This is a genomic window from Dellaglioa sp. CoH-55-MRSF-9, assembly GCF_056782155.1.
Genome location: NZ_JBXAYG010000002.1, coordinates 20,691 through 36,889, shown reverse-complemented (window position 1 = coordinate 36,889; position 16,199 = coordinate 20,691). Strand labels below are relative to the sequence as shown.

Genomic DNA, 16,199 nt, shown 5'->3' with positions numbered 1-16,199 from the left:
ATTATTTAACTGGAACTTCTTCCATAACGTAGGCTTCAATTTGGTCGCCTTCTCTAATGTCATTGTATTTTTCAATCATGACACCACATTCGAAACCTTGTTTAACAATTTTAGCGTCATCTTTAAAGCGTTTCAAGCTTGCTAATTTACCTTCATAAATAACAATACCATCACGAATTAAACGAACGCCGCTATCTCTTTCGATGTAACCTTCAGTGACGTAAGCACCACCAATTGTTCCAACTTTTGTAACTTTATATGTTTCACGAATTTCAACTTGTCCAGTTATTTTTTCTTCAAAGACTGGTTCAAGCATTCCCTTCATAGCCGTTTCAATTTCTTCAATTGCGTTATAAATAACACGATGTAAGCGAATATCAACTTCGTCAGATTGTGCTTGAAGTTTAGCTTGAGGTGTTGGACGAACATTAAATCCTATAATGATAGCATTACTTGCTTCTGCCAAAGTAACATCACTTTCAGTAATTGCACCAGCTGCTTGATGAATGATATTAACTCGAACACCTTCAACATCAATCTTCTTCAAACTTCCTGCAAGAGCTTCAACTGAACCTTGAACATCTGCTTTAATAATAACAGCAACTTCTTTTAATTCGCCTTCTTTAAGTGAATCAAACAAGTTATCAAGTGTTACATGCGTAACATTTCCACGTTCTTTTGTTAAAGCACGTTTAGCACGTTCTTCACCAGCTGCACGAGCAGTTTTTTCATCATCAAAGACAACGAAACGATCGCCAGCACCTGGAACATCATTCAAACCAGTAATTTCTACTGGTGTAGCAGGTTTAGCTTTATTAACTTGACGGCCTTTATCATTTGTCATAGTACGGACACGTCCGAAACTATTACCAACAACAATTGGATCACCAACTTTTAACGTACCTTGTTGAACAAGTAATGAAGCAACTGTTCCACGGCCTTTATCAAGACGAGCTTCAATAACAGATCCAATACCCTTTTGTTTTGGATTTGCTTGTAATTCAAGAACTTCGGCTTCAAGTAAAATCATTTCTAATAATTCATCAAGGTTTGTGCCTGTTTTCGCTGAAATTTCAACGAAAATAGTATCACCACCCCAACTTTCAGGAATTAATTCATATTCAGCCAATTGTTCTGTAACATGAGCAGGATTAGCACCGGGCTTATCCATTTTATTAACAGCAACAATAATAGGTACATTGGCTGCTTTAGAATGATTAATTGCTTCAATTGTTTGAGGCATAACCCCATCATCAGCAGCAACAACTAAAACAGTGATATCAGTAATATCGGCACCACGAGCACGCATATTTGTAAATGCAGCATGTCCAGGTGTATCTAAGAATGTAATTGTTTTATTATCATGTTTTACTTGGTAAGCACCAATATGTTGTGTAATACCACCAGCTTCACCATCAGTAACATGTGTATGACGTAATTTATCAAGTAAGGTTGTCTTACCATGATCAACATGTCCCATGATTGTAACAACTGGTGGTCTTGAAACAAGATTATCTTCATTTTTAATTTCTGCATCAAACATTTTATCAATATCAGCAACATCTACATCGATTTTAGCTTCTGATTTAATACCATATTCTGCTGCTAAAATTTCAATTGTATCTGTATCGAGTGTTTGATTTTGGTTAACCATTACGCCTAACATAAATAATTTTTTAATAATTTCTGCTGGTTCACGATGAATCTTTTTAGCAATTTCAGCAACATTAGTTGCAGCATTGTAATATAAGATTTCTGGTAATGGTTTATCTTTTCTGGGTGATACAGGTGGTTTTGGTGTCGTTGAACGACGGTTTTTCTTATTTCTGTTACGTTTGTTATAAGGATTATTCCCATAACGGTTATTATTATTAAATCTCGAACGTCCTTGCTGATTAGCATTACCATTATTAGCAGTTCTAGCACTTGATTGTGTACTATTTTGAGGACGATTTGCTGGCTTTTCATTTGTTGTCTTTGGTGCAGCGTTAGTTGTTCTTGCTACTGGTTTTGAAGCTACCTGCGATGATTTTTGAGCAACAGGTTTACTATTCGTTGTTTTAGCAGGTTGTGCTGGTTTCTTTGCAACAGGTTTTGCTACTGGTTTTTTCGGTGTTGCATTAGATACAGTTTTTTCAACCATTTTCTTTGCAGCAACTACTTTAGCAGCGCCCTTTTTAAATTTATCGCGAATCTGACGTTCTTCATTATCACCAATAGTTGACATATGATTTTTAACATCAAAACCTTTTGTCGTTGCAAAATCAATAATATCTTTAGTATTTAATTCTAGCTCTTTAGCTAATTCATAAATTCTTTTTTTTCCCATATTTGCATGCTCCTTCTATATATCCATTAAGTCACACATCCTTCTGCTAAAACCTTTATCGGTAATAGCATACACTGTGCGCTGTTGTCCAACGGCCTCACTTAAACTGGCTTTTGAAAATCCAACATATAATTTAACATTATAGCTGTTGCACTTATCTGTTACTTTTTTTAAAGTCGCTTGTCCACAATCTTCAGAAAGAATAACCAATTTAGCTTTATTCTTCCTGACAGCATTCAATACTAGTCCTTCACCAGTCACCAACATACCTGCGCGTCTGGTCAAGCCTAGCATTTGTAAGAATTTTTGACTATTTTTCATCTTTAAATAATTCTCGTCTAGCTACCTGATGGTCAACATATTCGACAAGTTCTTCATAAAATGATTCGTCAATCTTAATACCGAATGCTTTATTGAATGTTCTTTCTTTTTGAGCCTGCTTCGCCACATCTACATCAAGAAAAATATATGCGCCACGCCCTGGTTTCTTACCTGTTGGATCTAAAGATACTTCATTTTCTTTATTCTTAACAACACGAACAAGTTCTTTTTTAGGTTTCATTTCACCCGTAACGATATCTTTACGCATTGGAATTTTACGATTAATCACTTTAATTTGCCTCCAAATCAATTACCGATCAGTTTTAATCGGCTTATTTGTTTGTTTCAGAAACTTCTTTTTCTTCACTACTGTTAACCATATCAGATTCAGATTTAATATCAATTTTAAACGTTGTTAATTTTGCAGCTAATCGTGCATTTTGACCTTTTTTACCAATTGCTAATGACAATTGGTGATCTGGCACAACTACAGTACAAGCATGATCATTTTCTGGATTAAAGACAACATTGACAACTTCTGCAGGATTCAAAGCATTAGCAATGTATTTTGCAGGATCTTCATTCCATTCAACAATATCCATATTTTCGCCTTTTAATTCATTAACAATAGTTTGTACACGTTGTCCTTTAGGACCAACACAAGTACCAACAGCATCGATATCTGGATTATTCGAACGAACAGCTACCTTAGCACGGTCACCTGCTTCACGAGCAATTGATACAATTTCAACTGTTCCGTCATATATTTCAGGAACTTCTTGTTCAAATAATCGTTTTAGCAAGTCAGGATGTGAACGACTAACAAAAACTTGAGGGCCTTTAGCAGCATTCTCAACTTTTGTGATATAAACTTTAATTCGATCATGTGGATTAAAACTTTCACCAGGAATTTGATCAATCTTAGCTAAAACAGCTTCCACTTTACCTAAATTAACATAAATATAACGATTATCATGACGTTCTACTTCACCGCTAACGATTTCATTTTCATATTGAATATATTGATCATAAACAATACTACGTTCAGCTTCACGAACACGTTGCATGATAACTTGTTTAGCAGTTTGTGCAGCAATTCGTCCAAAATCCTTAGGTGTAACTTCAAATCGAATTGAATCGCCAACTTCATATGCTTTATTAATCTCTAAAGCATCTTGCAAACTAACTTCAAGACGTGAATCAAAGACTTCTTCGACTACTTCTTTAACCGCATAAACTGTAATATTACCTTTTTTTGAATCAAACTCTACTTCAACATTTTGTGCTTGATTGTAATGACGCTTGTATGCAGAAACTAATGCTGCTTCAATGGCATCAATAATAACTTCTTTTTTAATACCTTTTTCTTCTTCTAACACTGTAAGTGCACTTAATAGTTCTTTACTCATCTTTAATTTACTCCTTTATAAAAAGCTACTTAAAATTTGATAGCTAAGCGCGCCTTAGCTATTTTTTGACGAGGAATAACGATCGTTCTCTTACGCGTTTTGTCCATATAAACAACTGTTAATTCATCAGCTGTTAATTCCGTTAAGGTACCTTGAAAAATTTTAGCGTTATTAATAGGTTCATATAGTGAAATATTAACGTATTCATTCAAAGCTCTTTCATAATCTTTTTCCTTTTTCAAAGGTCTTTCAGCACCAGGTGATGAAACCTCTAAAAAATAAGCTTGTGGAATTGGATCAGGATTAATCTCATCTAATTTTTCACTTAAAATATCACTAACAGCAACACACTCTTCAATTTTAATGCCTTCAGGTTTATCAATGTAAACTCTTAAAAACCAACTTGGGCCTTCTTTAACAAATTCAATGTCCACCAATTCAATATTCTGTTCATCAACAATTGGTTGAACTAGCTCTGTGACAGTCTCTATAACAGTACTCACACGTTACCCTCCTTACATTTTCCCAATAAAAAGAGTGAGCATCGCTGCTCACTCAAACAAGATATCAAAATACTTTCTTTAATATAGCATAATTTTCTGAAAACATCAACAAACTGCTATGTTCTCACTTTTTAGAAAAAGACATCATCAAAAATAGATAGTTGATTTTCATCTGGTAATGCTTTTAAAACATTATTTTCAGTCATATACTCAATTAATGACTTAGAAACTTTACCACGTTTAGCTAAATCTTCTTTAGATAAAAATGGGCGTTCCTCACGAGCAGCAATAATTTGCTTAGCAACGTTATTACCAAGACCTGGTACAGCTCTAAATGGTGCAATTAACTTATCACCATCAATTATCCAATTTGAATCATCTGATTTATCCAAATCAATCATCCCAAATTGGAAGCCACGTTCAAGCATTTCATTGCTTAATTCAAGGACCGTCAACAAATTTTTCTCTTTTGTTGATGCATCCATCCCTTTATCATTAATATCTTTCATTGCTTTTTTCACTGCTTCTTTACCATGCGACATTGCGACTAAATCAAAATCATCTGCTCTAACACTGAAATAAGCACAGTAATATAACATTGGAAAATAAACTTTATAGTATGCAATTCGTAAGGCCATCAAAATATACGCAGCAGCATGTGCCTTAGGGAACATATACTTGATTTTTAAACATGCTCCGATATACCAATCTGGAATTTTTGCTGCTTTCATCTCAGTTTGATAATCATCTGAGATACCTTTTCCTTTTCGAACACCTTCCATAATATTAAAAGCGCTACCAGCTTCCATACCCATATGAATAAGCCCCATCATGATATCATCACGACAGCCAATAACTTCCGGCATCGTGATTGTTCCATTAGAAATAAGTTCTTCAGCGTTTCCCAACCACACATCTGTACCATGTGATAGACCAGAAATTTTTAATAGTTCAGCAAATGTTTTAGGTTTTGTTTCTTCTAGCATCCCTCGAACAAATCTCGTTCCGAATTCCGGAATACCTAATGTACCTGTTTTTGAGAAAATTTCGTCGCTAGTAACACCAAGTACTTCAGGCCCTTGGAATATTTGCATAACGCCCTTATCATCCGTAGGGATTGTTTTTGGGTCAACTCCTGATAAATCTTGTAACATTCTAATCATGGTTGGATCATCATGACCCAAAATATCTAATTTCAAGATATTATCGTGGATAGAATGGAAATCAAAATGGGTTGTTTTCCATTCGGAAGTTGAGTCATCTGCTGGATACTGGATAGGTGAAAAATCATAAACATCCATATAGTTAGGGACAACTAAGATACCACCAGGATGTTGACCGGTCGTCCGTTTAACGCCAGTTGACCCCTTAGCAAGTCGATCTATCTCCGCATTTCTAAACGTTGCTCCAGTATCACGTTCATAACCCTTAACATAACCATAAGCCGTTTTATCTGCAACAGTACCAATTGTTCCTGCACGGAAAACATAATCTTCCCCAAATAAAACTTTCGTATAATTATGCGCAATTGCTTGATAATCACCCGAAAAATTCAAATCAATATCAGGAACTTTATCACCATAAAATCCAAGAAAAGTTTCAAATGGAATATCATGTCCATCTTTATCTAATGGTGTACCACATTTGGGACAGTCTTGGTCTGGTAAATCAAATCCAGACCCATATTCACCTTTTTCATAAAAATGTGTATATTTACATTTAGGGCATCGATAATGAGGTGGTAATGGATTAATTTCTGTTATTCCAGTCATTGTTGCAACAAGACTTGACCCAACAGATCCACGGGACCCTACTAAATAACCATCTTTGTTAGATTTATGAACTAATTTTTGTGAAATTAAATAAATAACTGAAAATTCATTATCAATGATACTTGTCAATTCTTTATCAAGACGTTTAACCACAGTTTCAGGTAACTCTTCTCCATAAAGTTCATGAGCGCGATTATAGGTTAATTGTTTAATTTCTTCTTCAGAGCCATCAATTTTCGGTGCATATAATCGATCTTTAACTGGAGAAATGTCATCATCAATCATATTAGCGATTAAATTCGTATTTGTAACAACGATTTCTTTAGCAACATCCGCACCTAAAAATTGGAATCCTTCCAACATTTCATTCGTTGTTCTAAAATGTGCATCAGGTAAAATAGAACGATTTAACGGATTAGCACCACCCATTGAATTAACAAGAATTTTACGATAAATACTATCTTCAGGGTTCATATAATGAACATCTCCAGTCGCAACAACCGGCTTATCCATTTCGTGTCCTAAATCAACCATATTTTGTAAAATTTCCTCTAAATTTTGATTATCCTTAATTAATTCTTGATGGATTAGAGGTTCATATAATGCTTTAGGCTGAATTTCTAAGTAATCATAAAACTTAGCCTTTTCTTTAGCCTCTTCCATCCCTTTTTGCATCATTGCTGTAAATACTTCACCTGAGTCACACGCTGAACCAACGATAATACCTTCACGATATTTATTTAACTCACTTCGAGGGATGCGGGGCATCCGATAAAAATAATCTATCATCGAAGTTGAAACTAATTTAAACATATTTTTAAGTCCGGCTTGAGTTGTCGCAAGTAACGTAACATGGAATGGACGTGCTTGTTTGTAAGCATCATGCTCACCCATATGATCATTCAATTGAACATGTGACGTTATTTCAAATCGTTCCTTAGCATCTTTAATAAAGATATTACACAAAAGACCAGTTGTCTCAGCATCATAAATAGCGCGATGATGATGTTCCAAGTTAACATTGAATTTTTTGGAAAGTGTATTTAATCTAAACCCTTTTAATTCGGGATGTAAAAATCTTGCTAACGTTAACGTATCAATGATTGGATTTTGCATAGGTTCCATGCCATGACGTTCATATCCAGTATTCATAAAGCCAATATCAAAACTAGCATTATGGGCAACTAGAATACTACCTTCTGAAAATTCTCTAAATAATTTAAAAACTTCTTCTTCAGATTTTGATCCATGAACCATTTCATCCGTAATTGAGGTTAAATTAGTTGTTGTTTCAGATAAATGATGTCCTGGATCAATAAATTCATCAAATTCTTCAATGACATTTCCCTTTGTCATTTTAACAGCAGCTAATTCAATAACTTTATCAAATCGAGCAGATAAACCCGTTGTTTCCGTATCAAAAGTAACATAAGTGGCTTCTTCTAGATTTACATCCTTATCATTAAAAGCAATTGGAATACCATCATCAACAACGTTAGCCTCAACACCGTACAAAATTTTAATATTATTTTTCTTTCCAGCAGAATGAGCCTCAGGAAAACTTTGTAAGGTAGAATGATCCGTAATCGCAATTGCTTTTTGTCCCCATTTACTGGCTTGCTGTACATAATCCGTAATTGAATTTGTGGCATCCATTTGACTCATATTTGAGTGTAAATGTAATTCAACACGTCGTTCATCATCTGGAGCTGTTTCTTGACGGCTTGGGTGGTCGACTTGATTAATATCGTAAGCATTCACCACTAGATCTCGCATAAAATTATCTTCTTGTACTGCACCACGAACTCTGACCCATTCTTTTTCTTGAATAGCAGCAAACATCGCTTCGTCTTCTTCATTACGAGAGAATTTTTTTACGGTCATGGATGAACTATAATCCGTCATTTTAATGATCATTAATTGTCTTTCAGACTTAAGCGTCCGGATTTCCTTAGAGAAAATATATCCCTCAATAATAACCGAGCGTTCCTCTTCAATGATTTCAACCATCCGTTTTGCAGGCTCTTTTGTACTAATCTTTTTACCCATTTGAACAGGTCCATTAATTACAGTTTGAGAATCAGTCTTTTTCTTTTCATTTTGTTTCTGAATAGTTTCTGTTGCCTTCTGCATCATTATGGCATCTTGAGATTCTTTTCGCTGTCTAATTTCTTCTATTTTTTCTTGTGATTTTGATTCATCTAATAATGTATTAATATTTATCTGTGGAAATCCGACCATTTGATACGCAGTTTCAATTGGTCCTAATGCTTGACCTGTTAAGAACGTTTTTACAATTTCATTTTCAGCCATTAACATCACTCGTCTATCATCAAGATAAGGGACGTTCCCATGAAAAAGTTCTTGTACTAGCGAAGAATTAGCTTCACTATTTTTAACTGCCCATGTCCAATAATCGCCTAAAAGTTGGTTTGTTAATTCTGGTTGCTCAACTTGAACAGTTATTTTTGTTTTTGCAATATCTTTAAATGTAATTGCAATTTTATTTTCTAAGTCACTAAATAATGAAAATGGCAAAATTTTAGGGGCAACTAGCTTGAATTCCCATAGTTTTGACTTTTCATGAACAGTTACGGTTGAAATTTCAATTAAATCCAATATTTCACTATCTTGTTGGTCACTTGATTGAAAATTAATTTGTTCTAATAGTTTATTGAATAATTCTTTATTATTAAGCGACAAATGATTGACTCCTTTTCTAAAAATGAAAAAGAGACTGAGTCAAAATTTTCTTTTGAACTCAATCTTCTTTAACTAGTTTTGATTTTCTTCTTTTAATAAAATTGAGATAGAGCTCTCTAATTCGTCTTTCGTTACTTCAATCGTTTCACCATTTCTACGTAACTTCACTTCAACGATACCATCAGCAGCTTTCTTACCAACTGTAATTCGAACAGGTAATCCAATTAAATCTGAATCAGCAAATTTAACACCTGCACGTTCTTTACGATCATCAAGCAATACTTTGTAACCATTTTCAGTCATTTTTTTGTCAATTTCATTAGCTAGAGCCATTTGTTCATCATTTTTAGCATTAATTGGAATTACATGAACATCGTATGGTGCAATACTTCTAGGCCATACTAAACCATTTTCATCAGCTTGTTGCTCTGCAATGGCTGCAAGTAAACGACTAACGCCGATTCCATAACAACCTAATATCACAGGTTTTTCGCGGCCATTATCATCTAAGATATTAGCGCCCAATGCCTCAGAATATCGTGTTCCAATTTTGAAGATATGACCAATTTCAATCCCCTTAGTAAATTTCAATTCGCCTTCCCCTTCAGGTGAAGTTTCACCTTCTTGAGCCAAACGTAAATCTACAAATTTATCTACTCGGTAATCACGATCAATATTTGCGTTAAATAAATGAGAACCAGTCGTATTTGCACCAACGACCGCATTTATCATTCCCTTAATTCCTTCGTCGGCAACAATTGTTACGTCTTCTGTAACACCAACAGGTCCAAGTGAACCAAACTCTGCACCCAACACTTCAGTAACATCTGAATCAGTTGCCATACGTAAAAAATCAGCGCCTAATGTGTTTTTTAATTTAATTTCATTCAAAATATCATTTCCGCGCATTAAAACCATCACTGGTTTTTCATCAGCCATAAATAATAATGATTTTATTAAATTTTCACTTGCTGTATCAATAAATTTAGCCAACTCATCAATTGTTTTAATATTTGGTGTTTCAATTTTTTCAATATCTTTAATCGCTTCATGTGAATTCTTATATGTTTTCAAACTTTTTGCCATTTCTAAATTAGCTGCATAATCGCTCTTATCAGAATAAACGATTGTATCTTCACCAATATCAGAAATTGCCATAAATTCTTTTGAATCATTACCGCCCATTGCACCTGCATCACCAATAATACTTCTAAAATTAAGACCACAGCGTTCAAAAATATTTTGATATGCACGATTCATTTTTTGATAAGTATCATTTAAACTTTCTTCATCCGCATGGAATGAATAAGCATCTTTCATTAAAAATTCACGGCCTCTTAATATACCAAAACGAGGTCTATTTTCATCACGATATTTTTGTTGTATTTGGAACATTGTCAGTGGTAATTTTTTATATGATTTGATTTCATCACGAATTAAAGAAGTAAATGTTTCTTCATGAGTTGGTCCTAAAATAAATTTTCTATCATGTCGATCTTTTAATTTAAAAAGTGTATCACCATAGGTTTCATAACGACCTGTTTCTTCCCATAATTCAGCAGGAATAACGGCAGGTACAAGCATTTCAACCGCTCCAATTGCTTCCATTTCTTCGCGAATAATTGTTTCAATTTTTCTAATAACGGAGAAAGCTAATGGTAAATAACTGTACATTCCGGCTGAAACTTGTCGAATATATCCAGCTCGTAACATCATTTGATGACTGATAACCTCAGCATCGCTTGGAACTTCCTTCATTGTTGGTATTAATAATTGTGATTGTTTCATACTATTTTATTCTCCTTTTTCATTTAAAAGAAATAACGCTGAATATCATTCCATGTGACTAATATCATCAATATCATTAAAAATGCAAATCCAACTAATGTAATAACACCTTCTTTTTCAGGTGAAATTGGTTTGCCACGAATTCCTTCGATAATATTTAGTACTAATTTTCCACCATCTAAAGCTGGAATTGGTAATAAATTCACAATTCCTAAGTTAATTGATAAGAATGCAAGCAATGACACAACACTCGCCAACCCATAACTTGCTGCATTTGAAGTCACTGCATAAATTGCAACCGGACCACCAAAATCATTTAAGCTGACACCTTTAGTAAACATCCCTACTAATACAGCCACAATACTAGCCACGACACTCCATGATTGCGTAAACCCATAAGTAATTTTATTGATAAATGAGTGATCCATTTTAACTGTAATACCAATTTTACCGATCTTTGTTGAGTCTGTTTTACTTGATTCAGGTGTAATAACGATTGATTCTGTTTTACCGTTCCTTATTACTTTTAAGTCAGTTTTTTTATCAGGACGACTGCTAATCGCTGTCGTTAATTCAGTCCAGTTTGTTGTCTTTTTATCAGATACAGCTACAATTTTATCATTTGCTTTTAACCCCGCCCTTTGAGCCGCAGAATTCTCTTGAATTGTACCAATTTGATTCAAATTGGTTGCAACGCCACCTTGCATAAAAGCAAGTAGTATAAATGCAACAATAGCTAATAAAAAGTTATTCATCGGTCCAGCAAAATTCGTTAAAATTCGATTCCAAAGCGTAGCTGATTGAAATTGAACATCTTCAGGAGCGATTTGAATTTCTGTGCCATCTTTTTCAATTATTAACGCATCATGATCAACATTATATTTTTTTACTATCTCTTCATTACCATTTTCATATCCTGTAATCCAGAGTTCTTTTTGCAAATCACTATCTAGGTATTCGATTGGGATACCATTATACAGCGTTGTTTTTTTACTCGTATTAATCTTTGTAACCTTATTATTACTATCCAGTATTAAACTCATAGGCATACCAGGTTTTAAATCTTCATCTTCATCATCAGCGATTCCCGCCATTCTAACATATCCACCAAGAGGTAATATTCTTAAAGTGTACGTTGTACTACCTCTATGGAATGAAAGTATTTTTGGCCCCATACCAATTGAAAATTCACGAACTAAAATTCCAGCACGTTTTGCAAAATAGTAATGACCAAATTCATGAATCACAACTAAAATTCCAAAAACGATAATAAATGTAATAATCGTTTTAATCATGTGAATCCTCCCCCTTTAATTTATTACATTAACCCAAATAAATGCATAATTGGCCATACAAATATTAAACTATCAAATCGATCTAAAATACCACCATGTCCAGGTAGAATACGTCCAGAATCTTTTACACCATAGAAACGTTTAAACGCGGACTCAACTAAATCACCGCATTGTCCAAATACCGAAAGGATTAACGTAATCAAAATCATTATAGGAAAAGAATGATTTTGTGGGAAGAAGTAAATAAAGATACTTCCTAACAGTGTAGCCATTAATGTTCCACCAATTGAACCTTCCCATGTTTTATTTGGACTAATATGTGGTGCTAATTTATTTTTACCAAACTTACGTCCAAACATGTAAGCACCTGTATCTGTTGTCCAGATAACAATTAAAATATATGCTAATGTCATTAATCCGTTAAAATCGTTGCCTCTTGCCGCAATAAAATAATGAAATCCCATCCCGACATATAAAGAACTTAAGACAAAAACACCAGCATCATCAAATGAAAAACGATTTTTTGAAGTAACCATATACATTAATAGAAGTGCAACAAGAAAATAAAATACATTTACAGAAGAAATGTGAGCTGGTAAAAATTTAAACCACTTATCTGGTGCAATCACAGTTATTGTCATTAAGATACCAAAAGTAGCCTCTGGTGATATCAATAATTTTTTCTTCATTACAAATACTTCCGAAATACCAATGCATCCTAAAATTAAAGCAAATATCTGCAATGGTAGTCCACCAATAATAACCAATGGTATGAAAATACAGAGAGCCACAATTGCCGTAATTACGCGCTGTCTCATAAAAATTCTCCTATTCTTTTATACCACCGAAACGGCGGTCTCTTTTTTGATAATTTAGTATTGCATCTTTTAATGCATCTTCAGAAAAATCAGGCCATAATGTATCAGTAAACACTAATTCACTATAAGCAATTTGCCATAATAAGAAATTAGATATTCTTTCTTCACCACTAGTTCTGATTAGTAATTCCGGATCATTATAAGGTGCTAAATTACTAGTCATTAAATACTGGTCAATTGTTTTATCTGTTATCTCTTCAACGCTTAGTTTACCATTAGAGGTATCAGTTGCAATATTTTTGATAGCCGTCACAATCTCTGCTCGCCCACCATAATTTAATGCAAAATTAAGAACCATCCCTGTATTATCTTTAGTATCTTCCACTGCATTTTGAACAGCTAATTTTGTTTCATTTGGAAGCTGATCAATGTAGCCCATAACATTAACTTTTACATTCTTTTCAATTAATTCTGGTACAAACTTATCAAAAAAAGTACCCGGTAAACTCATCAGGTAATTAACTTCTGTTTCGGGCCGTTTCCAATTTTCAGTAGAAAATGCGTAAAGTGTTAAAACTTTAATCCCTAAATCACTTGCAGCCATAGTTACTGTTTTTACAGTATCCATACCGGTTTTATGTCCCGCAATTCTAGGTAAATGCCTTTTTTTTGCCCAACGTCCATTACCATCCATTATAACAGCAACATGTTTAGGAATTCTTTCCATATCCAATTGGATTAATTCATTTGTTTTATTTTTTTTAAAATTAAAAGCCATATTGTACCTCCAAGAATAGTTACATGTTCTATTGTAGCAAAAAAACAGGCACAAAACGACGCCTGTCTTAAAATAAAGCTATTTATTTAAACTGCTAAAATTTCTTTTTCTTTATCTGCTTGAATATTATCAATATTTTTAATTGATGCATTCGTCACATCTTGAGCTTGTTTTTCTAAATCTCGTAAATCATCTTCGGTTAAATCACCATTTTTTTCTGATTTTTTCAAGGCATCAACTGCATCACGTCTGATATTACGAATAATAACTTTAGCATTTTCTGCTTCAGCTTTAACGTCTTTAGCTAATTCCTTACGACGTTCTTCTGTTAATTGAGGAATAACTAATCGAATTGCTGATCCATCATTCGAAGGGCTAATTCCTAAATCAGCAACTAATAAACCATGTTCAATATCCTTCAAAGCACTTTTATCAAATGGCGTAATTAAAAGTACGCGAGCTTCTGGTACTGAAATTTGTGCAACTTGATTAAGTGGCGTTGGTGCACCATAATAATCTACTGTCACATTATTCAATAAACTAGCATTAGCTCGACCAGCCCGAATATTACCAAGATTTTTTTGAAGTGAAACCTCTGCTTTTGACATTTTATCTTGAGCATCAACTAATATAGGTTCTGTTATTTTCATTTATTTTCCCCTAACGGTTGTTCCGATGGTTTCACCGAGAACAACTTTTTTTATATTTCCTGGTTCGTTCAAATTAAATACGACTAACGGAATATCATTATCCATCGATAATGTACTTGCAGTTGTATCCATAACTTGTAAGTTTTTATTAATTATATCTAAATGTGTTAATTCTTCATATTTTGTTGCTGAGTCATCCTTTTGAGGATCAGCAGAATAGACACCATCTACGCCATTTTTTGCCATCAATATAACATCAGCATTAATTTCTGCAGCTCTTAACGCTGAAGTTGTATCTGTTGAGAAATATGGTGAACCCGTACCCGCAGCAAAAATAACAACGCGACCTTTTTCAAGATGACGAACAGCTTTACGGCGAATATAGGGTTCTGCAATTTGGCGCATTTCAATAGCTGTTTGAACTCGAGTTGGGACACCTACAGACTCAAGATTATCTTGCAATGCTAGTGCATTCATAACTGTTCCTAGCATCCCTATATAATCTGCCTGCGCACGTTCCATACCCATTGCGGCTCCAGCTTCACCACGCCACATATTACCACCACCAACAACGATAGCGACTTCAACACCCATTTCTTGAATTTCTTTTAATTCTTCAGCAACTTTTCTAATTACAGGTGGATTAATACCAAATCCTTGTTCTCCGGCTAATGCTTCACCGCTTAACTTCAACATAACGCGTCGATACTTAACATCTGACATCCAATGTTCCTCCTACAATCTATTTACAATTATTTTACCATATTTTAGGTATAATTAATAATTCAATTTATATCAAAATAAATTTATTAAAAAAAGTTTGTGCTTAAAGCACAAACTTTTGGATTGTAGAAAATTATTTAATTTGGCCCATAACTTCGTCTACAAAATTATTTTCTTTCTTTTCAAGACCTTCTCCAACTTCATAACGGATAAATAATTTAACTTTTCCACCCTTAGAAGCAACATACTTAGCAACTGTCATGTCAGGATCTTTAACAAAATCTTGATCATCTAAGCTAATATCAGCTAGATATTTATTTAAACGACCCTCAACCATTTTTTCAATGATATTTGCTGGTTTGCCTTCATTAGCAGCTTCTTTAGAAAGTACTTCTTTTTCATGTGCCAATTCATCAGCAGGTACTTGTTCACGAGATACATACTTAGGATTAATTGCAGCAACATGCATAGCAACATCTTTAGCAGTTGATTCATCAGCATCTGTAACGACAACAAGTGTTGAAATTGAGCCACCCATATGTGAGTATGATCCAAAACTTTCATTATCAGTTTTTTCTACTAATTCAAAACGACGTAATGAAATTTTTTCACCAATTACTTGTGTTGCTTCAATTAAATCATCATTAATTGTGCCACGGTCTGTTTTAATTGTAAGTGCTTCTTCAACATCTTTAGGATGTGCTTCAGCAATTTTAGTAGCAATCAATTTAACAAGTGTTTTGAATTGTTCGTTTTGAGCAACGAAATCAGTTTCTGCGTTAACTTCAACAATAGCTGCAAAGTTACCAGAGAATTGAACATCAGATAGACCTTCAGCAGCAACACGGTCACTTTTTTTAGCAGCCTTTGCCATACCTTTTTCGCGGAGGAAATCGATTGCTTTTTGCATATCACCGTCAACTTCAACGAGTGCTTTTTTTGCGTCCATCATACCGACACCAGTTGTATCACGTAATTCTTTAACTTGAGAAGCAGAAATTTTTGCCATTTGAATGGCCTCCTTGTTTAAATAATTTAATTGATTTTATATCTAAAAAAACTGCCTCAAAAGAAAGGGCCATTACAGTACCTAATTTTGAGACAGCCTAA

13 protein-coding genes are annotated in these 16,199 nt (G+C 34.1%); all 13 read right to left on the bottom strand.

The genetic code is table 11. The features are described 5' to 3' along the window. Nucleotide 1: 1 nt before the first annotated feature. Nucleotides 2–2,329 carry a translation initiation factor IF-2 gene (gene infB / locus AC1RPV_RS01995; protein ID WP_481761381.1) on the bottom strand — a complete coding sequence of 776 codons (2,328 nt, stop codon included), beginning with the start codon at nt 2,327–2,329 and terminating at the stop codon, nt 2–4. A gap of 15 nt (nt 2,330–2,344) precedes the next feature. Further along, the gene (locus tag AC1RPV_RS01990; protein ID WP_409022455.1) at nt 2,345–2,650 is read right to left on the bottom strand and encodes a L7Ae/L30e/S12e/Gadd45 family ribosomal protein; all 306 of its coding nucleotides are present in this window, start codon (nt 2,648–2,650) and stop codon (nt 2,345–2,347) included. Further along, the gene (rnpM, locus tag AC1RPV_RS01985) at nt 2,640–2,939 is read right to left on the bottom strand and encodes an RNase P modulator RnpM (protein WP_409022454.1); all 300 of its coding nucleotides are present in this window, start codon (nt 2,937–2,939) and stop codon (nt 2,640–2,642) included. Before rnpM ends, AC1RPV_RS01990 begins: the two co-directional genes overlap by 11 nt. Nucleotides 2,940–2,982: 43 nt before the next feature. After that, on the bottom strand, nt 2,983–4,059 hold the full coding sequence (nusA, locus tag AC1RPV_RS01980; RefSeq protein ID WP_409022453.1) for a transcription termination factor NusA: 1,077 nt from the start codon (nt 4,057–4,059) through the stop codon (nt 2,983–2,985). Between the two features lie 29 nt (nt 4,060–4,088). Further along, complete coding sequence (gene rimP, locus AC1RPV_RS01975) at nt 4,089–4,562, bottom strand: ribosome maturation factor RimP (protein WP_409022452.1); 474 nt, start codon at nt 4,560–4,562, stop codon at nt 4,089–4,091. 131 nt (nt 4,563–4,693) lie between these two features. Beyond that, the gene (locus AC1RPV_RS01970) at nt 4,694–9,037 is read right to left on the bottom strand and encodes a PolC-type DNA polymerase III (protein ID WP_481761382.1); all 4,344 of its coding nucleotides are present in this window, start codon (nt 9,035–9,037) and stop codon (nt 4,694–4,696) included. Between the two features lie 72 nt (nt 9,038–9,109). Then, entirely contained in the window at nt 9,110–10,825 is a 1,716-nt protein-coding gene (locus AC1RPV_RS01965) for a proline--tRNA ligase (RefSeq protein ID WP_481761383.1), read from the bottom strand. Nucleotides 10,826–10,848: 23 nt separating this feature from the next. Continuing rightward, a complete protein-coding gene (gene rseP, locus AC1RPV_RS01960; RefSeq protein WP_481761384.1) occupies nt 10,849–12,120 on the bottom strand; it encodes an RIP metalloprotease RseP in 1,272 nt (423 codons plus the stop codon). 23 nt (nt 12,121–12,143) lie between these two features. Next, complete coding sequence (locus AC1RPV_RS01955; protein ID WP_409022448.1) at nt 12,144–12,938, bottom strand: phosphatidate cytidylyltransferase; 795 nt, start codon at nt 12,936–12,938, stop codon at nt 12,144–12,146. 10 nt (nt 12,939–12,948) lie between these two features. Then, on the bottom strand, nt 12,949–13,716 hold the full coding sequence (locus tag AC1RPV_RS01950) for an isoprenyl transferase (protein ID WP_481761385.1): 768 nt from the start codon (nt 13,714–13,716) through the stop codon (nt 12,949–12,951). 86 nt (nt 13,717–13,802) lie between these two features. Beyond that, nucleotides 13,803–14,366: a ribosome recycling factor gene (frr, locus tag AC1RPV_RS01945; RefSeq protein WP_409022446.1), complete on the bottom strand. Its 564-nt coding sequence runs from the start codon at nt 14,364–14,366 to the stop codon at nt 13,803–13,805. Beyond that, nucleotides 14,367–15,089 carry a UMP kinase gene (pyrH, locus tag AC1RPV_RS01940; protein WP_481761386.1) on the bottom strand — a complete coding sequence of 241 codons (723 nt, stop codon included), beginning with the start codon at nt 15,087–15,089 and terminating at the stop codon, nt 14,367–14,369. 133 nt (nt 15,090–15,222) lie between these two features. Further along, complete coding sequence (gene tsf, locus AC1RPV_RS01935) at nt 15,223–16,098, bottom strand: translation elongation factor Ts (protein ID WP_481761387.1); 876 nt, start codon at nt 16,096–16,098, stop codon at nt 15,223–15,225. Between the last annotated feature and the right edge of the window lie 101 nt (nt 16,099–16,199).